This is a genomic window from Arthrobacter sp. MYb213, assembly GCF_002979915.1.
GTDB lineage: Bacteria > Actinomycetota > Actinomycetes > Actinomycetales > Micrococcaceae > Glutamicibacter.
Genome location: NZ_PCQA01000003.1, coordinates 232,125 through 252,634 on the forward strand (window position 1 = coordinate 232,125; position 20,510 = coordinate 252,634).

At 56.6% G+C, this 20,510-nt stretch carries 15 protein-coding genes and 1 riboswitch; of the genes, 4 read left to right on the forward strand and 11 right to left on the reverse strand.

Translation table 11 applies throughout. The annotated features are described in order from the left end of the window. Positions 1 to 231: 231 nt before the first annotated feature. Positions 232 to 1,974, reverse strand: coding sequence for a phosphomethylpyrimidine synthase ThiC (gene thiC / locus CQ011_RS08655; protein WP_105676795.1), 1,743 nt, complete (start codon positions 1,972 to 1,974; stop codon positions 232 to 234). Beyond that, positions 1,972 to 2,079, reverse strand: a riboswitch (TPP riboswitch). Its footprint overlaps the gene before it by 3 nt. Positions 2,080 to 2,395: 316 nt before the next feature. Here thiC and CQ011_RS08660 point away from each other — a divergent pair. Then, positions 2,396 to 2,833 (forward strand): MarR family winged helix-turn-helix transcriptional regulator, encoded by a 438-nt coding sequence (locus CQ011_RS08660; RefSeq protein ID WP_105676797.1) that lies wholly within the window; start codon positions 2,396 to 2,398, stop codon positions 2,831 to 2,833. Positions 2,834 to 2,978: 145 nt separating this feature from the next. Here CQ011_RS08660 and CQ011_RS08665 read toward each other — a convergent pair whose 3' ends face one another. After that, complete coding sequence (locus tag CQ011_RS08665) at positions 2,979 to 4,427, reverse strand: MFS transporter (protein WP_105676799.1); 1,449 nt, start codon at positions 4,425 to 4,427, stop codon at positions 2,979 to 2,981. 430 nt (positions 4,428 to 4,857) lie between these two features. On the opposite strand from CQ011_RS08665, the gene CQ011_RS08670 reads away from it, so the two are divergent. Next, positions 4,858 to 6,021 (forward strand): glycerate kinase, encoded by a 1,164-nt coding sequence (locus CQ011_RS08670; RefSeq protein WP_105676802.1) that lies wholly within the window; start codon positions 4,858 to 4,860, stop codon positions 6,019 to 6,021. A gap of 12 nt (positions 6,022 to 6,033) precedes the next feature. Here the strand turns inward: CQ011_RS08670 and CQ011_RS08675 are convergent, their stop codons facing one another. From CQ011_RS08675 to CQ011_RS08700, 6 genes are all read right to left on the reverse strand, one after another. Beyond that, positions 6,034 to 6,711, reverse strand: coding sequence for a GntR family transcriptional regulator (locus CQ011_RS08675; RefSeq protein ID WP_105676804.1), 678 nt, complete (start codon positions 6,709 to 6,711; stop codon positions 6,034 to 6,036). A gap of 2 nt (positions 6,712 to 6,713) precedes the next feature. After that, the gene (locus CQ011_RS08680; RefSeq protein WP_181148046.1) at positions 6,714 to 8,333 is read right to left on the reverse strand and encodes an FAD-dependent oxidoreductase; all 1,620 of its coding nucleotides are present in this window, start codon (positions 8,331 to 8,333) and stop codon (positions 6,714 to 6,716) included. A gap of 42 nt (positions 8,334 to 8,375) precedes the next feature. Beyond that, a complete protein-coding gene (locus CQ011_RS08685; protein WP_105676810.1) occupies positions 8,376 to 9,224 on the reverse strand; it encodes a fumarylacetoacetate hydrolase family protein in 849 nt (282 codons plus the stop codon). 40 nt (positions 9,225 to 9,264) lie between these two features. Beyond that, positions 9,265 to 10,188: a VOC family protein gene (locus CQ011_RS08690; RefSeq protein ID WP_146112590.1), complete on the reverse strand. Its 924-nt coding sequence runs from the start codon at positions 10,186 to 10,188 to the stop codon at positions 9,265 to 9,267. 268 nt (positions 10,189 to 10,456) lie between these two features. Beyond that, the gene (locus tag CQ011_RS08695) at positions 10,457 to 11,830 is read right to left on the reverse strand and encodes a carboxylesterase family protein (RefSeq protein ID WP_105676814.1); all 1,374 of its coding nucleotides are present in this window, start codon (positions 11,828 to 11,830) and stop codon (positions 10,457 to 10,459) included. A 2-nt stretch (positions 11,831 to 11,832) separates the two neighbouring features. Then, positions 11,833 to 13,815 (reverse strand): flavin-containing monooxygenase, encoded by a 1,983-nt coding sequence (locus CQ011_RS08700; RefSeq protein WP_105676816.1) that lies wholly within the window; start codon positions 13,813 to 13,815, stop codon positions 11,833 to 11,835. 136 nt (positions 13,816 to 13,951) lie between these two features. On the opposite strand from CQ011_RS08700, the gene CQ011_RS08705 reads away from it, so the two are divergent. Continuing rightward, the gene (locus tag CQ011_RS08705; RefSeq protein WP_181148047.1) at positions 13,952 to 14,662 is read left to right on the forward strand and encodes a GntR family transcriptional regulator; all 711 of its coding nucleotides are present in this window, start codon (positions 13,952 to 13,954) and stop codon (positions 14,660 to 14,662) included. Positions 14,663 to 14,926: 264 nt separating this feature from the next. Here the strand turns inward: CQ011_RS08705 and CQ011_RS08710 are convergent, their stop codons facing one another. Beyond that, positions 14,927 to 16,504, reverse strand: a complete 1,578-nt coding sequence (locus CQ011_RS08710; protein WP_105676821.1) for an FAD-binding oxidoreductase — start codon at positions 16,502 to 16,504, stop codon at positions 14,927 to 14,929. Between the two features lie 97 nt (positions 16,505 to 16,601). On the opposite strand from CQ011_RS08710, the gene CQ011_RS08715 reads away from it, so the two are divergent. Further along, entirely contained in the window at positions 16,602 to 17,537 is a 936-nt protein-coding gene (locus CQ011_RS08715; RefSeq protein ID WP_105676823.1) for a LysR family transcriptional regulator, read from the forward strand. Here CQ011_RS08715 and CQ011_RS08720 read toward each other — a convergent pair. Then, a complete protein-coding gene (locus CQ011_RS08720) occupies positions 17,534 to 18,862 on the reverse strand; it encodes an LLM class flavin-dependent oxidoreductase (protein WP_105676827.1) in 1,329 nt (442 codons plus the stop codon). The two genes, CQ011_RS08715 and CQ011_RS08720, sit on opposite strands and share 4 nt — an antisense overlap. Positions 18,863 to 19,064: 202 nt before the next feature. Continuing rightward, positions 19,065 to 20,444, reverse strand: coding sequence for an MFS transporter (locus CQ011_RS08725; protein ID WP_105676831.1), 1,380 nt, complete (start codon positions 20,442 to 20,444; stop codon positions 19,065 to 19,067). Positions 20,445 to 20,510: the final 66 nt, after the last annotated feature.

Genomic DNA, 20,510 nt, shown 5'->3' on the forward strand with positions numbered 1-20,510 from the left:
TCTAAGCGTGAATGCTGTGCAGTAACTTTGGGTGAACCCGGCATTTGATGAGGGTTACGGTTTTTCGCTGGCCTTATGAAACTGCCTGGGAGTCTTTGGTTTAACGAAAACTCCCCGCCGGTAAACCGGCGGGGAGTTTCACGATCATCACTCGCACCTTCAATGAGGTAATTACTACTCTAAGCGTGCTTGCTGTGCAGGAACTTTGGTTCGGCTTCGCGTTCGCCGGTGCTAGTTTGAGTCGGGCCCGACGGGGATCTTGTCCCCGACGTAAACCTTGCCACCACTTTCGAGGAACTGCTTGCTCTTCTGCGCCATTCCGGCCAAGGCAGCTTGAGCCTCGGCCGACCCGTACTCATCACGGATGTCTTGGGAGATCCGCATAGAACAGAATTTCGGGCCACACATCGAACAGAAGTGAGCGGTCTTTGCCGGTTCTGCGGGCAACGTTTCGTCGTGGAACTCCTGCGCGGTGACCGGATCTAGGGACAGCGCAAACTGATCATTCCAACGGAACTCGAAGCGTGCTTTGCTCAGGGCGTTGTCTCTGTCGATTGCGCCGGGGTGACCCTTGGCTAGATCCGCTGCATGAGCAGCGATCTTGTAGGTAATTACTCCGGTCTTCACATCATCGCGGTTGGGTAGCCCCAGGTGCTCCTTGGGAGTCACATAGCAGAGCATTGCCGTGCCGTAACGAGCGATTTCGGTGGCGCCGATGGCGCTGGTGATGTGGTCGTAACCCGGTGCAATATCCGTGACCAGAGGACCCAGCGTATAAAACGGTGCACCGTCACACAGCTCCTGTTGGCGTTCCACATTTTCGCGCACCAAATGAAAGGGGATATGCCCGGGCCCCTCAACCATGACCTGAACATCGTATTTCCAAGCCCGCTTGGTCAGCTCGGCTAAGGTGTCTAACTCGGCAAATTGCGCCGCATCATTGGCGTCCGCGATAGATCCCGGGCGCAGCCCATCACCTAGGGAGAAGGCCACATCGTAACGAGCAAAGATCTCACACAGCTCATCAAAGTTGGTGTAAAGGAAATTCTCTTGATGGTGTGCCAGACACCAGCCGGCCATAATTGACCCACCGCGCGAAACCATTCCGGTGACACGGTTGGCGGTCAGCGGGATATAGCGCAGTAAGACCCCGGCATGAATGGTCATATAGTCCACGCCCTGCTCACATTGCTCAATGACGGTGTCTCGGAAGATCTCCCAGGTTAGTTCGTTGGCTTCGCCGTTGACCTTTTCTAATGCTTGGTAGATTGGCACGGTGCCGATGGGCACCGGGGAATTGCGGATGATCCATTCGCGGGTGGTGTGAATGTCATCCCCAGTGGAAAGATCCATCACCGTGTCAGCACCCCACTTGGTGGCCCACTGGAGTTTAGAGACTTCCTCGGAAATTGAACTGGTGACCGCCGAGTTGCCAATGTTCGCGTTGATTTTGACCAAAAACGCCTTGCCGATGATCATCGGTTCGGATTCTGGGTGGTTGATATTTGAGGGAATGATGGCGCGGCCAGCGGCTAGCTCGCTGCGCACTAATTCGACATCGCAGTCCTCGCGCAAAGCTACGTAGCGCATCTCGTCGGTGATAAGCCCCCGGCGCGCGTAATGCATTTGGGTGACCCTGGAACCGGGGTGCGAACGCAGAGGTGGCGCGGATCTGCCGGCCCACTCGGAGCTCGCCGTGCCGCGTCGGACCGCAGACTTTCCATCATCGTGCAGATTGCGCTCACGTCCCGCATAATCTTCGACATCCCCGCGCGCCAGAATCCACGATTCTCGGAATGGTTTAAGCCCTAAGTTAGCTTCACTTCCTGGGCCGCTGGTGCGATACACCGTCAGCGGTTCGTTTGGTTGGCCATTAGGAGAATCTGCCAACTTGATCTGCGTGACGGGGACCGAGATTCCGGCGGACTCGCGGTAGGCAAGGGTGTGGGCAGGGTGCTGTTCAAATTGTTCCACTGTGGGAAACTCACTTCCTTCGCCGGCATTACCCGGACAGGTTCAACGGTCGCGGACGGCAATAGTCCGGTCTCAGCCCCTGCCGGGGCACCCGTGTGGTCAGAAATAACGTACCACGTCAGACACGTTGAGGAAGCAACTCGGAAAATGAAAGTCGTTCTTGGTGGAAGGAAAAAGGTGGTGCCGTCATAGGACGGCACCACCTTTTAGATCATCACTCGCACCTTCAAGAGGTACTTAATACACTAAAGTTCGAAGCTATGCCTGAGCTTGGTTTCCCGTCAATAGCGCCTCAGAAAACTAGCGAAACAATACATTAGGGGCTTGGCAAAGTGGCCTGCAGGCTGGGCTATATATAGCGAATATGTATCATGCATGCTGAGGGTAGGATGGATGGAGCGTCAGCAGTCTAAGGGGAGAAATGAAGCGCCGTATTGCCGATATCGAATATGAGCAGCTGATGCTCAGTCGCTACACCATTGCCAACCAACGGCAGGCTGGCGGACTGGATCGAAGCGTCTATCTGTTGATGAGCCGTATCGACGGACAAGGCCCGATGAGCATCGCGGAGCTTAGCCACGCATTACGCTTAGATGCCTCCACCCTGCAACGCCAAGTGACCAGCGCAATTAAGGATGGTTATCTAGAGCGGATTGTTGACCCGGAGGGACACCTGGCTCGGAAGATCACGTTGACCTCTGACGGCGAGCAGCGAATGAACGAAGCCCGAAAAGTCTCCACGGACGCGCTGGAACACATCATGGAAGATTGGTCTGCGTCGGATATCGATTCGTTCGCGAATCTTCTGCACCGCTTTAATCTGTCGATCGAAGAATATAGCGAATCAAAACGAGCTTAAAGAAGAACTCCCGTTGGGCAATATCCAACGGGAGTTCTTACGATCATCACTCGCACCTTCAAGGAGGTAGTTACTACATTATCGATACTTCCTATGCCAGTGCTGAGCGCAAGCTTCGTAATAGCGCAGACTTAACCGCAAGCGGTTAGCTAGCTGGAACCTCTTGATGATTGTCTACTGGTTCCAAGACGGGCTTCTCCCGCGCCGAAGGAATCAGTGCAGCAAGAACTGCCGCGATAACCGAGATGCCAGCGCCCAAAATCAGTGCCACGCGGAAGCCGGTCTCCGAAGGGACCATAACACCGCTGAAGTCGGTGGTCATCTGGGCCAGAACGAGGCCAACAACTGCCGCACCGGTGGTGGTGCCGAGCGAACGCATCAGGGTGTTGAATCCGTTGGCCGCAGCGGTCTCGCTACGTGGAACAGCGCCCATAATGATTGCCGGCATGGCGCCGTAGGCAAGCGCGACACCACTGTTGACGACAAGGCTGGTGGCCAGTAGACCCCAGGTGCTACCCATGCCTAGCAATCCCACGCCATAGCCAATTGCGAGAATCGAGACCCCGAGGGTAAGAGTGAACTTCGGTCCGCGCGCATCGGTGAGCTTTCCGCCGACGGGAGAGAGTACAAGCATCATCAGACCTGCCGGAGCCATCCAGAGGCCAGCTGCAAGGATCGACTGTCCCAAGCCGTAGCCGGTTTGTGTGGGCAGCTGAAGGATCTGCGGCATGACCAACATGCTCGCGTACATGCCAAAGCCCACGAAGATCGACGCGATATTTGTCAGTAGAACCCGTGGAATGACCGCGGTGCGTAGGTCTACCAGTGGATCCTTGGTTCGGGTTTCCCAAATTCCCCACAGGGTCAGCGAAATGGCGGCAACGGCCAGTAGCCCCAGGGTCATCGCAGAAGCCCAACCCCACGCGGAGCCCTTGGAAACCGCGAGAATCAAGGACACCAAGCCAATAGTCAGACCAATAGCGCCAAGCCAATCAAATTTCTGTCCGGCAGCTCCTGCGGGCAGCGCGGGGATCAGCTTCCAGATGGCCAATGCCACCAGCAGGGTGAGCACGGCGCTTCCATAAAATACTGCGCGCCAGTCGGCGAATTCGATCACTGCCGCGGAAAGAGGCATGCCGACCGCTCCGCCGACGCCTAACGTGGCACTGACCGTGGCAATGGCCGCGGAGAGGCGCTCTTTTGGTACCAGGTCGCGCAACATTGCGATGCCTAGCGGTACCATTCCCGAACCGAAGCCTTGCAGCGCACGTCCGGCAATCATCAGTTCAACATTTGGTGCGAGCGCACAAAGGATGCCGCCGACAAACAGTGGGATCGCCAAAATAAGGATCATTTTCTGCTTGCCAAAAAGGTCGCCGAGTCGCCCGGAGATGGGTACCGCTACGGCGGCCGCCAGGAGGGTCGCGGTAATGATCCAAGCGGCATTGTCCGCCGAAGTATTAAAGATACTTGGGAGCTGGGGGATCAGTGGGGTCACCATGGTTTGGGTGAGCGATGAAGCGATGCCTGCCGAGGCGAGAACGCCTACGGCAAGCCCTGAGCCGGGAATTCCGGCCGAGGTTGGTCTGGACACGAGGACCTTTCAGAGAGAATGTGTAAGATACATACTGTATTCATCTTACACATTCATTCGGTGACTAAAGCGGTGTAGTGGTGCAGGTTCGTTATGTCCTGGCACTAATAACTAAGGGGGACTCATCGGCTCTGCTTCTCCCGGATTTGCCGGAGGTGCGCCAAATATCCGGCATCGGATGCTGGATCTGATGAAGTCGGCCGAGAACTTCTCTGACAAATAATGAAGGTTCGCTCCTGCCGCTCGTGAGAGATCTCTCGGGCGAATCTTTGATCATGTGTCTGTTGTTGCGCGATAAGAGGCCGTAGGGGTACTGAGGCCACTTCTACTCAGTCGCAGTGTCCGATGCACAGGGTTCGGGCGAGAACATGAGTGAATTATGTGTTAATGACTATGGTTCAAAGCTCCATCTGAATCTAAGGTTGATTTCATGACACAGAGCAACGCGGCCCACCCGCTGAATGTGGCGATAGTTCCAGACTCGTTCAAGGGCAGCGCCCGAGCTAGCGAGGTAGCTGCCGCGATTGCCGACGGTGTGCAGGCGGCTGCAAACTCGGCTAGCCGAGAAGTGGCAATTACGGCGGTCCCTTTTGCCGACGGTGGTGAGGGAACCCTTGACGCACTGACCGACGCATGGGGGACCGAGCCGCAAAGTGTGCAAACTACCGACGCGCTGGGCCGAGCCGTGAGTTCCCGTTTTGGTTTATCTACGGATGGGACAACGGCCGTAATCGAAGCTGCTGAAGCCGCCGGATTGCCTCAAGTCAGTGACGTGCTCCGTCAGCCCTTGAATGCGACAACCTTTGGGCTCGGCGCGCTTGTCACACAGGTCTTAGACCTTGGTGTCCAAAAAATCATTCTTTGTTTGGGCGGTTCAGCAACTACCGACGGGGGAGCGGGGCTGTTATCCGCCCTCGGAGCGAAGCTACTTGACGTGCAGGAACAAGAACTTGCTCCAGGCGGTGGCCCGCTCAATGAGTTGGCTAGCGTTGACGTTTCCACTTTGGATCCGCGGGCACAACAGGTCACCTGGCAGATTGCCTGTGATGTGACCAACCCACTACTGGGTGCTAACGGTGCCGCCGCGGTATTCGGTCCACAGAAAGGCGCCTCATCACAGGACGTCGCGAAGCTGGATGCGGGTCTTCAGAAATTGGCAGATGTTCTAGAAGCTGCGAGCGGGCGAGAAATGCGTGACCGTGCAGGAATGGGAGCTGCCGGAGGCCTGGCTCTTTGCATTGGATCCTATTGCGAGGTTGAACTAGTGCCCGGATGGGAGCTGGTGGCTCAGGCAATCAACGCGCATGAGATACTTTCCGCCGCCCAACTCGTCTTCACCGGCGAAGGACGCCTAGACTCTCAATCCTTACAGGGCAAGGTAGTGAGCGGGGTATTGCAAGCGGCCAATCCGCAAGCAGACGTCATTGTCATTGCCGGTTCGGTTGCCTTAGACGAAGCGGCGCTCGCCGACTCTGGAATCCTCGCCGCCTATTCGATTGCCCAAGGCCCAGCTGATCTAGCAGAGCTCTCCGCGAACGCGTTGCAGCTTATTCGGCAGACCGCATATAACGTGGCACGTACCTACCTGCGCTGAGATGGCGATTGATTAGACGCTCAGCGACGCGGTGCCGAGAAGCCCCGCTTCTAAGATGACCTGAACCGAACCTTCGTAATGTTCACGGAGTAAGCGGGCGAGCTTGGAGGCGTCATGGCTCAGAGCGGCTTCAAGCAGTTGCTCATGTTCGTGCTCCACGTTGCGGGCACTAGCTGCGTCAGAAGTCGCAGCCCAGCGCCGGTACAACAGAGTTGAATTAGCTAAGTTAGCTGACAGTGCCAACATCGGTGCGCAATCACACGGGGAGAGCAGCGCGCGATGGAAGTCGCGGTGGGCCGAACCCCACTCGGGGTTTATTACTACCGGTGACTGGCTGAGATGTCTTGGGATTCGAGCTAACTTGTGATGAGCCGCGATGAGTGTTGATTCCCAGCCAAGATCACCGCGAGCTACCGCTAGCTTGGCGGCGAGTTCTTCCGTGACGCAGCGCAGCTCGGTAATGTCCGCTAATTCTCGAAGATTGAGTTCAGGTACGAAAAATCCTCGATTGGGCTTGCTCGTCACTAAGCCTTCGCCGGCGAGCTTCGTCAGCGACTCGCGAATTACGGTGGTGCTGGTCTCGAAGTGCAGGGCAATAGCCGAAGGCTGAAGCCGGTCACCTGGGGACCAGCGACCTTCCAAAATTGCGTTGCGAATACCAGCTACAGAGTGCGTCGATGCCTTAGCCATGATTAGTGTCGCAGGGCAGTATCGAAGTCTCTAAGGGCAGGAACCTTGGAGATTAAGGATTGCAGTAGTGCCTGGCGCTCGCGCGCTGGTGCAATGCCTGCTACATAGAAGTCTGGGCGGATCAACAGCACCGTTCCGGTAGCTGTGTCGAAAACTCGCCCGGTATCTAGCGCCGTGCGCGTGTTTCCGAGCTGGTCGGTGAAGACCAGGCGGTGCCCCGCCGAGACTTCCATCAAATTCCATCCGGCGCCTAACAGCTCATCTAACTTGGTTTTTTCACCGTCCACGCTGATGTCTGGTTGTGGCAGGCTGCGCCCAATGAACTCGGCGGCCAAGTGTGGAACTCCGGGTAGGGCTGAGGTGACGGTGCCAGTGGTGTAATGCGGCTGTTTGAGGAAGCGCATCTGCGTCAGCCAGCGGTTCAGTGCTGGAAGCACCCGGGTTCCGGTGACTACCGCATCGCGAATGCGGGTCACCACAGGATTAGTGTTCATCACGACCCAACCGATGCGTTTGGAAAGTTTAACCATGTCGGCCGCATGAGGCCGGCGTTCGGTAGCGTAATCGTCAATGATTGACTCGTTGGCTTCGCCCTTCACCACGGCAGCTACACGCCATGAGGCGCCAACGGCGTCACGGATTCCGGCGTTCAAACCCTGCCCAGCAAACGGTGGCATGAGATGCGCGGCATCACCGGCAAGGAGCACACGTCCACTGCGGTAGCTGTCGGCAATACGCTGATGGGCGGTATAAACCGTGGCTCGGCGTACCGTGACGGTGGAAATATCTTGGTAGGGGGTGACTAGTTTGGTGATCGATTCGGTGCTGATCATCGCTTGACCATCTTCATGGTCAAAAAGCATGAATTCGTAGCGGCGCCGACCATTAACTCCGGGCACAACTACTGCCGGTCGGGTTCCATTGCAATGGAAGGAGGCAAAAGGTTCCGGGTTTCCCGGAACGTCGAGCAAGTCCACCACGATCCAGCGTTCGACCTGTGTGGATCCTTGCAAACCGATGCCTAGTTCACGCCTGGTGAAGGAACGGCCCCCGTCGCAGGCAATAACCCAGCTGGCGTTAAATTCCAGCTCGGTGACCGGCGAGTTTTCCGGCGGTGCGCTTTGTAAACCAGAATCTCCAGCCAAGGCACCGTTGTAGCCCAGGCTGCGCTCGCCGAGGCGGGTGGCCGCGACTCGAACCCCGTGTTCGTCCTGGGTAATCGAGGTGGCGGAGGTGTTGAAATGCAGGCTGATCTGCTCGCGCTGAGTCGCTGCCTCGTAAAGCAGCCCTTCGAGGACCGGCTGATCAAACTGCGATTTTCCGGGTTGACCAAGACGCGGGTTTCCGGGGCGGACGTCGGCAATTACCTTGCCGCCAAGGCCAAAGTAGCGTGCCCCGGTATCCATCAGCATTTCGGGAGCGAGCCGATCCATGATGCCTAGATGCTGCATCACGCGCAGGGTCTCGTCGGTGGCGCTAATGGCGCGCGGCTCGTCACCGCTGCCCGGGTTGGCCTCGATCAGGGCTACCGACAAGCCGGCATCCGCCAACAGGTTGGCGGTGGTTAGCCCCGTAGGGCCTGCCCCAATAATCAGTACATCGACCTCTGCACGTTCGGCCACAGCCCGCTCCTTACTTTGCTTTGAATGGTACTGCGTGGATATTTAGACTTCGTCCTTGACGGTATTACGCAGCACGCCCAGTCCGGTGATCTCCACTTCAACAACATCGCCGTCGTTGAGCAGTCCACCTTCGCCCCAGAACAGGCCTACGCCGCCTGGCGTTCCGGTGACAACTACGTCGCCCGGGTTCAGCTTGGTGAAGCCGGTGACATAGTTGATTAGCTGTGGGATGTTGAAGACGAGGTTGGAGACCGGAGCGTTCTGGCGGACCTCACCGTTCACGCGGGTTTCCAGGGTCAGCTTGTTAACGTCACCAAGATCCTTGGACGGGACCAGGTAGGGGCCGAAACCGCCGGTGGCAGGGAAGTTCTTGCCGGGGATCCACTGGCTGGCAGCTTTCTGCCAGTCGCGGACAGAGAAGTCGTTGTAGCAGGCGTAGCCGGCGATGTGGTCCCAGGAATCTTCCTCGGAGACGCGCCATGCTTCCTTGCCAATGACTAAGGCCATCTCGCCTTCGTAATCAAACTTGGTGGTGGAAGCTGGCTTCACTGCAGGAGCCAGGTGGCCCATCTGAGTATCGGCGAAACGGGTGAAGACCGTTGGTGCGGTCTGTCCGGTCTTTCCGGACTCTTCCTGGTGAGCTAGGTAGTTCACGCCGATGCAGATGATCTTGCCGGGGTTGGTCAGTGACGGCAGGTGGGTGATTTCAGCTTCGTCGATAGTTGGCGCACCGGACAGATCTAGTTCGGTGCCGAAGGCGCCTTTTTCAATGAGTTCGCGTACGTTGGCTGCGAGGTTTTTGCCGGTTGGTCCTAGGTCATGCACGGTGCCGTCGATGGCAACGCCCCAGGTCTCGGTGCCGTTAGCTGCGAGGAAAGATACGTACTTCATGTGATTGTTGCCTTTCGAAAGTTTGAGAATTGCTCAGTTGTTAGATGAAGGTTTTAAGTTCGGTGACCGTGGGGATGCCGAAGGTGCGGAAGTCCTCGGTGCGCCGGTTGGACCACATATTCCACCAGTTTTCGTCCTCGCCCCAGATGATCGGGTCGCGTTCATCGTCATAGATCTGCTCAAGGTCGGTGTACAACTCGACGACTGCGCCTGAAGTTTCTACGTAGTACGCGGCGATATTGTGTCCCGCGCCGTGGCGGACCGGACCCCAGATCAGTTCGCGTCCGGCAGCTCCCAGTCGGTCGCCGAGCTTGGCCAGATCGCCAATGGACTGGACCTGCCAGGCGTGGTGGTGGAAGGTGCCCTGGCCCTTGATCAGCGCGATGCCGTGGTGATCCGGGTTGCAGCGCATGAAGTAGGCGTAGTCATCGCCGATGACATCGGAGAGGCGGAAGTCGAAGATGCGACGCAAAAATTCCATCATGCCGCGCACATCGCGCGGGTGGAAGTTGATGTGGCCGTAGCGGTCCGGGCCGAAGGAGAGCAGGCCGCGGTCGTTATGCTGCATGCCGGTGTAGATCTCAAAAACCCAGCCTTCGGGGCCGATGAAGGAAAAGCCATCCTGCACGCCGGCGGAGACCGGGGTCTCGGAAACGATCTTGAAGTTTTCATTGGCAACACGGCGGCGAATTTCACGCAGTGCGTCGCCGTTCTGCGCGATCAGGCCCAGCGAGTGGATGCCGTTGACCTCGGACTGCACGTAGGTCAGTTCGTGGTGCACAGAGTTTGCCGCCAGGTAGACCTCATTGTCGGTGCGTTCAGTGACGCGCAAGCCCAAGAGCTCGGTGGCATCGAAGATTGAGCCTTCGATGTCGTTGGTTTGGATGGACACGTGGCCCATTTCCCTAATTAGTCCCCAAGCCATGGTGATCCTCTCGGTTAGCGCGAATGCAATCTGTCTCAATAATTAGATTATCCGTGTTTAAGCAGATTATCTAGAGATGTTGGAAAGTTTCTTAAATGAGTTGATGCCCGTCCCGATCAAGTCCGGAACGGGCATCAAAATCAACGCGCACATACGCGAAGTTATGTTGCGCTGACCATCGGCTACTTTAACCATCGGGGCTAGAACGTCCAGCTATTAGCCCAGATCAAAATATTTGATGAGGTCTTGCAATCGATGCACAGTAGCAACGCAATGAGGCGTTACTGCTGTGCATCGATTGTGAACTTCACGCTATAGGCACCAAACGCTTAGTGGTCAGGCGGCGTTCGAGTCGATGATCTTGAACCCCGGAGCCGGTAATCTGGCGAGCCTCGACGGTACCAACCTGATGCGCTGGCAATGCGTTGCCTTGCGCGTCGGTAGGTATGCCATCCGTCAAGAATGAACCAAGTAGCGAACTGAACTGTGTTGAGGCCACGTTATAGGTCTCGGGATCCAGCCCCTGCAGCATCGGTGCATCTGCCCACCGCTGTGCATTAGCAAAAACAAAGGGAAGCTCAAAGCAGTGTGCGGAGCGTGCCTTGGGCAACTCGGAACCTACTGAGAATCGAACCACATGACTCTGTTTGCCTGCTGCTACCAGTGCATCGGCCAATTCGGTCGCGTACAACTCGATCTGGTGTAAGGTCATCGCGCGAATCATCCGGTCTTTCGCGGTCACCAGCGACTGATCTTCGGCGAAGACCTCCGTGACGATATCCGGATCGGCGAAATGCGCACCAATGAACCCTTGCACGGCTGGTTCCGGGAACGCTTGATCCGGGGCCTGGCCGATAAATGCGGTGGCTTCATCGGCGGTATGACTCAAGAACACCTGATCTACGTGCAAACGCGAAGCCGCGGCTGCAACGTCGAACAAGTCGGCAGGAACTGCTTGATCGGCGCTCGGGTAGAGCCCAAGTCCGCGCCCCGCCCAGTGCTTGCCGATGACGCTGGCAGTAGACAGTAGTTGAGCCGTCGTGGCGGTTTCCAAGCCTCGTTCACCTAGATGCTCGGTAACGAGTTCCTGACGCTGCGCTGCTTCCTGTTCTGACATTGGCGGCTGGAAGGATAGTGAGCCGAGGTAAACGCGCTGGAAGAGGCCACGAGCTTCGTCGAGCTGGGCCAGGGCAAATGCCCAGAACGCGCCGGCAGACTGACCCGCAAGCGTGACGTTCTCAGGGTTTCCGCCTAGCGCGCCAATGTTGCGTTGTACCCAGTGAAGAGCCAAAAGCAGCTCCTCGGGTACGGTATTTCCCCCGCCAACACTGCCTCGGTGGGCGAGCAGTCCGACTCGGTAATTCACCACAACCACCACAGCCCGTTGGGCCTCGGCGAAGTTCTGCGCGTCATACCAACGTACGGTACCGGCGCCAGAGATAAAGCCCCCACCGGGAAGGAAAACCATCACCGGAAGGTCGCGAGCATCGGCTGGTGCGAATACCGCCAGCTGGAATGCATCCTCGGACTGTTCAAGTTCCTGCAAAGCAGGGCCGAGCAACCAATCCAAGGAGCCGGGGCTCTGCGGGAACACCGCTGGACTGGATTGAACTAAGCCCTCCACCGCCTGCAGTGGCGCAAAGCGCGCACCAGTGGCGGTGGCATAGGAATAGATGGCCATGTTTAGTGAACCTCGTTGTACTGGGAAGTATCCACCGACCGGGTGACGTTCCAGTATTCAACGATTGGGTACGGCCAGATCTGGGAGACGCGGCCAAACTTGTTCTTGTACCAGGTTTTAACATCTGGGTGGCCCCAAGCTTTAAGCCGGTTAGCCGCATCTAAATCGGTGACGAACTTGTCCAACACCTCTTGCTTCAGATCCAAGGCCTTCAGATCCTTTTCCAAGAGGATGTGGATGGCATCCAAAATGTAGGTCAAGCCGTACTCAATCATGGAGAACAATGAACCGTTGACTACATGGCCGGTATTTGGTCCGGAAACAATAAATAGGTTGGGGAAGCCTGGAACGGTAACACCGGCATAAGCGGTAGCGTTGCCCGCCCAATATTCGTGCAGGTCAACACCGTTAGTGCCGGTGACGCGCAGTGGTTCTAGGAATTCGGAAGCTTGGAAGCCGGTGGCGTAAATGATGACGTCGAGCTCGTGCAACGTTCCGTCGCCATCAATGATGCCGGCTTCGGTCATCTCGACCATGCCTTCGGTAACCAGCGTAGTCTGAGGCTTCTTCAGGCTTGCAGACCAGACGCCGTTGTCGCGCAGCATGCGCTTTCCGCCAACAATGTAGTCGGGGGTGACTTTTGGTAGCAAGTCCGGACGGTCTGCGTACTGCACCTTGAGCATCTCGGTTAGTTCTTGACGAACTCGTTCGTTGATTTCTGAAACGGAACCTTCTTTGGTCCAGTTTGGGTCTGCGGCGGTAGAGTGCTGGCGACCCTCGACGCCGAGCCAGTGCTGCCAGAGACGAAGCCACTGACCAAATTGTGGAAGATGTTCCACGAGGTAGGTGACGGACTCAGGCATGTCCTCGTAGTAGAACGGGGTTGGTAGCATCCATGGCGAGGAACGCTGGAATACTTTCAGCTCGGACACCTGATCCACAATGGCTGGAACGATTTGGTAGGCGCTCGCACCGGAACCGATGACCGCGACCTTTTTGCCGGTTAGGTCGATAGCTGGATCCCATTCGGCCGAGTGCACCTGGACGCCGGCGAACTTCTCACGGCCGGGAGTCTCCGGGAACTTGGGGCGATCGAGCTGGCCGACGGCCGAAAGAATTGCATTAAAGCGGCGTTCTTCAACCTGGCCGCCGTCTACGATCATCGACAAAACCCACTCGCCGGTAGCTTCATCCCATTCGGCGGAGAGGACTTCGGTGCCCATCTGAATGTTTTCGGTGATCCCGCCGCGCTGGGCAACATCGCGGGTGTACTTGTGGATTTCTGCACCTTCAGAGAACTGTTGTGGCCAGTCATCACGCTGTGCAAAGGAGAAGGAGTATGCGTAGTTAGGAGTATCAAGACGTACGCCGGGGTAGGTGTTTTTCCACCAGGTACCGCCAACCTCATTGCCCTTTTCGAAGACCGTGTAATCCAAACCGGCCTGCTTGAGGCGGTAAGCGGCGGCCATTCCTGCCACTCCTGAGCCGATCACTGCAACTGTGAAGTTACGCTGCGCGTCTACTTCGTCCTTGGTAAAGCCGGGTGCGCCGCTGTGCTGTGGAACGAGAGACATATCGTGCATGAGCATCGGGTGGTACTCACGGGTAGCTCCGTTAGTGAGCCAATCCAGAATCTGCGTGGCCTGCTCATCGGAGAGCGTCTTTGCGCTGGTGATCTTTTCGTCCCGAACGCGCCGTAACGCGTCAAAGGCTAGGTCGCGTGCGGCAGTACGCTGTGCCTCATCCATTCCGCCGTGTGGCTGACCGACAGTATCAACGGGAGGCTGCGGTGGACGTAGCTCATCTCGCAGCATCGAATAGTCACCGGTAGCTGCAGCCAAAGCGATCATCAATGGCGGGAGATCCGTGGAATCTACAACCTGACGCAACTTCGCGTCATCATCGGTAATCGCGGTGTAGCTATCGCGGGCATATAGGTCATCAAGTTTGTCTGCGGCGCGGGTTTCGATCAACGATTCACTCATTTTCACTCCTGGAGTCATCGGTTTTGTGGGAATTTTTCAGATTCCCACAAACTCTCTTTGTAACCAGTGTCACTCCTTAGTTATGCATAAGTCAACTAAAAATGTATTCTGTGAGTCGTTTGGTATGATTTGTGTCATGGCTAAGCGGACCGACTCGGAAACGATGTCAAAGCACATTAGAGACACCTTGCGCACCGATATTTTGGACGGGCGCTGGGAACCTGGCGCACGACTGCAACTGACGCAACTGTCTGAACATTACGACACCTCAAGTACCGTGATTCGTGAGGCGTTGACTCGATTGGTCGGCGACAGGCTCGTGACGTTGCGCCCCAATCGTGGCTTCTTCGTCCCAGAGCTTTCCCTTGCCGAATTAGGTGACATCGTTGAAATGCGTTGTGCCAATGAGCAGCTCGCGGTGACGCTAGGTTTTGAACGCGCGCCCCTGGAATGGGAGAGCGAGCTAATTGCTGCGCACCATACCCTGAACCGCACGCCTCGTCGTTCCGCAGCAGATCCGGATAACCACACCCCTGCGTGGAATCATGCTCACCAGGAATTCCACAACAAATTAGTTGAGGCCTGTGGTGTGCCTATGCTGTCGGAATTGACCCAGACGCTCTCGGACCTAATTCAGCTCTACGGGCGCTGGGCAGGGCCGGCAACGCGAGACGTCAAGCGCGATATTGAGCAGGAACACGCGGATATCTTGGCCGCTGCGCTGGACCGTGACGCGCGACTGACCGGCGCGCTGTTGCGAAAGCACTACGAAATTACCTTAAATGCTGTGCGTAATGGTGGCGAGGCTGGATTGGCCTGTGTAGACCATGCGGTTTTAGCTAGCTAAAGCGAAGTACGCCAAGGGCGTGACGTGCCAATGGCACGTCACGCCCTTGGCGTTTTACGGCATCAAACTACTGGCACAAGGCTCGTAAATAAATGTTGGCGTATCGAAAGAGCAGTGGGTTAAAAGGCGCACCCTTTTGAGGCGAGGCTCAGCGTCTCGGTCGTCATGGACCGAATGGCCCGCTGCTGAACTGACCGGCTCGCCAGCTTAAATAGGAGTCCAGCAGGGGAAGCGAATATGTCGCCCCTGCTGGACTCCCAAGTGCTAGCGCAGCTGTTCCTGTGGTGCACTCGAGCGCTGCTCACGGAATCGCTCAGGCCAGATGCCTTGCTTGCCGGGGGCGAGAATGCCGGCAGGATCTAGCGCATCCTTGATCTTCTCTTGCAGGCGACGTGCTGCGTGATCATTGAAGTCAAAACCGTCAGAGATGCGGTCCATATAATCCACATGGCTGCGGTATGGGGCGTAACCACGTTCTCGCGCAAAATCCAGTAGTTCCGTATAAAGTGCGCGAGCACGGGTAAGCATCTCGTCATTGCCACGTTCAAAGAAAATCATCGTCACGTGAACCATGTGCCGGGGATACAGGTGGTAACCGATGTACAGATCAAACCCATATTTTGTGTAGAGTTTCTTGGCTTCTTGATAGAACTCATAAACGGCTTCGCCGCGGGCCGGAATGATTGGTGCCGCATCGATGTGACCACCGTTTTCGGCAGCCCATCCGACGGTGGACAGTGGCTTTAGGGTTGGCACTCCGGCCATTTGAGTTTTATCCAAGGGGGCAATGTCATCATGTTGCAGGGCAAGGCCTTCGGCTCCCGAGTAGAAGCGTGCCTTCACCGTGGCGCCAGGAATCTGCGAGATCCGCTCTTCAACGATTTCTAGACGTCGTTCGCACAACGCGCGGTCGCCGTAGAATGCAAACTTTCCATTCCACTGGCCAATGCCGAACTCTTGGCGCATCTCTTCCAAACGCCAGTCTGGAATGGAACCTTCGCCATCCCAGAATTGAGCCCGATTTCCGCGCATCGTGGCCGCACGGACCACGTTGCCGCACAACGCATTATTCTGAATGATCTCTTCGCGACGCAAGGTGGTGAGGATGTCTATTAGCAGTGGCAGATCTTCTTCGTTCTCCACCGCAATGTCGCCGTTGACGTACGTGTTTGGAGCTGGCTGTAACCACAGGCCAACTTGGGTGACCACGCCAAGATTCGATTGAGTGAATAAACCGTCCAGGGTGGGGCCGAATCCTCCTTGGAAGATTGGTCCAAGCTCGGTGCCGTCCATGGCGCCCATACCGGTACGCACAAGGTCACCGTCCGGCAGGACCACTTCCATGCCACAAAGTGACTTCACATGGTCACCGTACGGGGTCATGCCATAACCACGGTCCAACATATTTCCTAGTACCGAACCCCAGCCGAGGGCCGGAACGGACATCCAAACGTTGAGTTTGTGCTCCTTGATGTATTCGAAAAGATCAAAGAAGGTCACGCCGGGTTCCACCACGGCGTAGCACAACCGATCATCTACCTTGATGATCCGATTCATTCGGCTCAGGTCTAAAGCAACCATGCCGCCATCTCGTGGTTCAGGTCCGCCATAGCCCAGATTTTTGCCACAGGAGAAGGTCCACAGCGGGACTTCGTGTTTGGTAGCTAGCGCGACGATTGCCTGAACTTCTTCGGTATTTGCTGGGCGTACACCTGGCCAGGGGGTGCGGCCCGGATTAAGTGGGTAGGGGTCAAGGTATCCTTCGGAGTCTCCGAGCGGTACGACATTTTCTTCGCCTACGATGGCGGTGGCTTCGCGCAGGAAGTCTTCACGACGATCCATGATTCACCCTTTTCTGGCCGCCATATTAAAGGTGGCCCGATCTTCTTAATCGAAAATATTGCTTTATATCTTTGATGTCATCAATAGGATTGATGACATGAGTCTTGCCACGCACCCACAACTGACCTTGCGTCAGCTCTGGCACTTTGTCGTCGCCGCCGAGGCGGGGACCATGGCCGAAGCCGCACGTCGCCTGCACCTAGCGCCTTCGGCAATCTCCATGTCAATTGCCGAACTTGAACGCATTGTCGGAGCAGAGCTGGCGATCAAGCGCCGAGCCAAAGGGCTGACGCTCACGGCTACCGGTCGCACCGTGTTGCGCCAGGCCAGGGAAATGTTGGAACTAGCCCATGAAATCGAAACGATGGGCCATGGAACCCGCGCCAGCCTGACCGGACCACTGACGGTGGGTTGTTTTATGCCCTTAGGTCCAACCATCATTCCGCCGATGCTCAATGCCTTCGCCTTGCAATGTCCCAAGGTAGAGGTGGACTTCATGGAAGGATTCCACCAAGACATGCAAGCAGCCTTACTTGATGGTTCCATCGATGTCGCCTTCCTCTACGGTGCAGATATTTCCCCAGCCCTACGTTCAGCCACCGTGGCGATGGCCCCGGCTTATGTACTGCTTCCAGCCGATCATGCGTTGGCCGCCGAAGCGTCAGTTTCCCTAGAGCAAATTGCCACCGATCCGCTAGTGCTTTACGAATCTGATCCAATTACCCAGCGAATCCTTGGCCTGTATCAAGGGTCCGGGATATCGCCACAGATCCGGCATCGCTCGCGGTCCTATGCGACAGTGCGTTCGTTGGTCGGCACCGGTCGGGGGGTAGCGGTGCTATTTCAGCAGCCTGCTCTCGAAGCGCCTTATGGCGAACTTCAGGTGGTGCTCAAACCATTGACCTTGCCCGATAACCAAACCGCGGCGGTACCAGTTTCGGTGGCCTGGCCACGCAGTTCTCGGCTGAACTCCCGCGCCCAAGCATGGGTGGAAGTGGCCGCCGAACTCTTTGACCAGGCCGCCGGGAACTAGACGCGTTCGCGAATCGAGGCCGGGCGGGAAAGCCCGAAGTTGTCACGCAAGGTGGTGCCCTCGTACTCGGTGCGGAAGTAACCGCGTTCTTGGAGTTCTGGAACTAGCTTGTCGCAGATGAGCTTGAAGCCGCCCGGGTTGAACGGAGCGTTGAGGTTAAAGCCGTCGCACGCCTTGGAATCGAACCAATCGATCATCCGGTCTGCCACGGTGCTTGCGGTTCCGGCCATCCACTGGTGTCCGGTGGAGCGGGCAAGATCTACGATGAGTTCGCGCAGGGTCATGCCCTGATCTACCGACTTGCGGCGATAGATCTGGTAACGGGAACCCAGTGCCGGATCATCGGAGAACCAGGAAGCCGGGATCTTGTCATTGAAGTCCAGCTCGGACAGATCCATCTTCAGATCCGCGCCTACCTGCACACGACCATTGTCCAAATGCAGGTGGTTGGCCAAGTGCTCGGCTAGCTCATCGGCCTCTGCCTGCGTGTCACCGAGGATCGGGAGGATGCCTGGAATGACCTTGATGTCTTGTGGGTTACGGCCCTTAGCCGCTGCCATGGCCTTGAACTTGGCGTAGAACTCAACCGAAGGTTCCTTCAGCGGCTGTGCGGTGTAGATACCGTCGGCCACCGAAGAGCCAAGTTCCATACCCGGACCGGAAGAGCCGGCCTGTACTAGAACCGGACGGCCCTGCGGGCTGCGTGGCATATTGATGGGCCCTTGAACCTGGAAGAACTCGCCCGAGTGATTGATCGGGTGGATCTTCTCTGTGTCCACGTACCAGCCGGACTGCTTGTCATTGATGACTGCGTCATCTTCCCAAGAATCCCAAAGCTGCTGGACTACGTCGACAAACTCGGTAGCGCGGCGGTAACGGGTTGCTGGATCTGGAGCGGTTTTGATGCCGTAGTTCTGGAAGCCATCGGAGCTGGTCACGATGTTCCAGCCGGCGCGTCCGCCAGACATGTGGTCTAGGCCTGCCATCTGTCGGGCAACGTTGTATGGCTCGGAGAATGAGGTGGAGACGGTACCGATCAGGCCGATGTTCTTGGTACGTGCAGCCAGTGCGGAGAGCACCGTCATTGGCTCATAGAAGCCGTTCATCTTAATGTCGCCGCGCATCACGGTGTTAGCGTGCACGATATCGCCGAAGAAGATCGCGTCAAGCTTGGCGTCCTCGGCCATCTTGGTGAGGTCATAGACGAACTCGAGGTTGGCCAGTTCATCGGAACGAGAACCGTCCATGCGCCAAGAATCTTTGTGGTAACCAGCGGGAAGCATGAAGGTGGTGAGCACCATGTGCTTCGGATTTTTGGGAGTCATTGTGGCTGTTCCTTTCCAAATGGGAATCCGTGATGCGAATTTCGCGGATGTAACCCAGGGCACTTGCTTCTATCGTGCCAAGCGAATGATAAGTCGTAAATAGAGAAGTTTTAGCTGTATACCATCAATAAAATTGATGATTGGTTCTAAAAGTTTGCCGCGGACCACAAGGCGCCGCGGCAAACCGTTAGTGCCTGTGTTGTCAGGCGTTGATGCTGTTTTTGTTCGTGGTGAGTTTCGACTGCTTGTGCTCCAAGGCTGCACCCTCGGGGCTCATACGAATCGCGATAAATCCAATGACAAGAATGGCGACCCAGAAGACGCCGACCGACATGACGCCGAAGGTCATCGCCAGTGCGGTGGCAATCATTGGAGTGAAGCCCGCACCGAGGGTTGAAGAACTCTGGTAAGCCAGCGAAGCGCCGGTGTACCGGACGTCGGCTGGGAAAAGCTCGGAGATGTAGGCGCCAATTGGCCCGGCGAGAATTCCCTGAATCACTCCATTGCCAACCAGTACCGCGACCATGAAGCCCCATCCGGTTCCATTGCTCATCAAGGCGATGGCGGGGAAAGCCCAGACGATGCCGGCTACCGCGCCGACGGTGAGGATTGTTTTGCGACCGTAACGGTCAGAAAGCTTTGCGGCTAGTAGGCAGACCACAATCGTGATGATCGCGGCGTAACCCTTGGAGTTCAAAACGAAGGATCGATCGACTCCTAGGCCCACAGCTTGGGAGACGCCCCATGAGGTCAGGATCCCCTGGCAGGTGTAAAAGCCAAGTGAGGCGACCAAGGTAATAACCACGGTTTTGGAGTGGTGCTTGAGCACCAGCGAAATCGGGGTCTTGCGTTCCTTTTGTGCTGAGGCCGCCTTGGCATCCATCTGCTGGAAGACCGGGGACTCTGCGACTTTGAGTCGAATCACCATTCCGATGACGATGAGAACCGCTGAGAAGAGAAACGGAATGCGCCAACCCCAGGTGAGGAAGTTGTCCCCGGTACTGAAGGATACAAATGAAATGAGGAAGGTTGCTAGTAGGCCACCGGCTGGCGCGCCAGCGTTGGCGAAGGATGCCGCGAAGCCACGCTTATTTGCAGGCGCATGCTCCAGAGCCATAAGTGTTGCGCCGCCCCATTCGCCGCCTACCGAGATGCCTTGAACTACGCGCAGTAGGACCAAGATGATCGGAGCAGCGACACCGATGCTAGCAGTGGTTGGCAACAGGCCGATAGCGATGGTGGCAAAACCCATCATCATCATGGACAGCACCAACATCTTCTTGCGGCCCACGCGATCACCGAAGTGACCGAAGATGATTCCGCCCAGCGGCCGGGCGACGTAGCCCACCGCGAGTGTTCCAAAGGAAGCGAATAGCGCTAGACCGGGGGTGAGGTTCCCGAAGAAGACCTTGTCAAAAATAATCGAAGCGGCGGTGGCATAGAGGATGAAGTCGTAGTACTCAATGACGCTGCCTAAGAAGCTGGAGCCGAGGATTCGGCGCAGGTCCTTTGTATTAAGGGAATCATTTTTGGAGGCTACTGGAGAATTTTCGGATCCGGTGTTCGCTCGTGGTGCAGGCACGGTTGAACTCCTTCCTAATGGGGGTTTGTGACTCAGCCCATAATGGCGCACATCACGCAGTCTTGT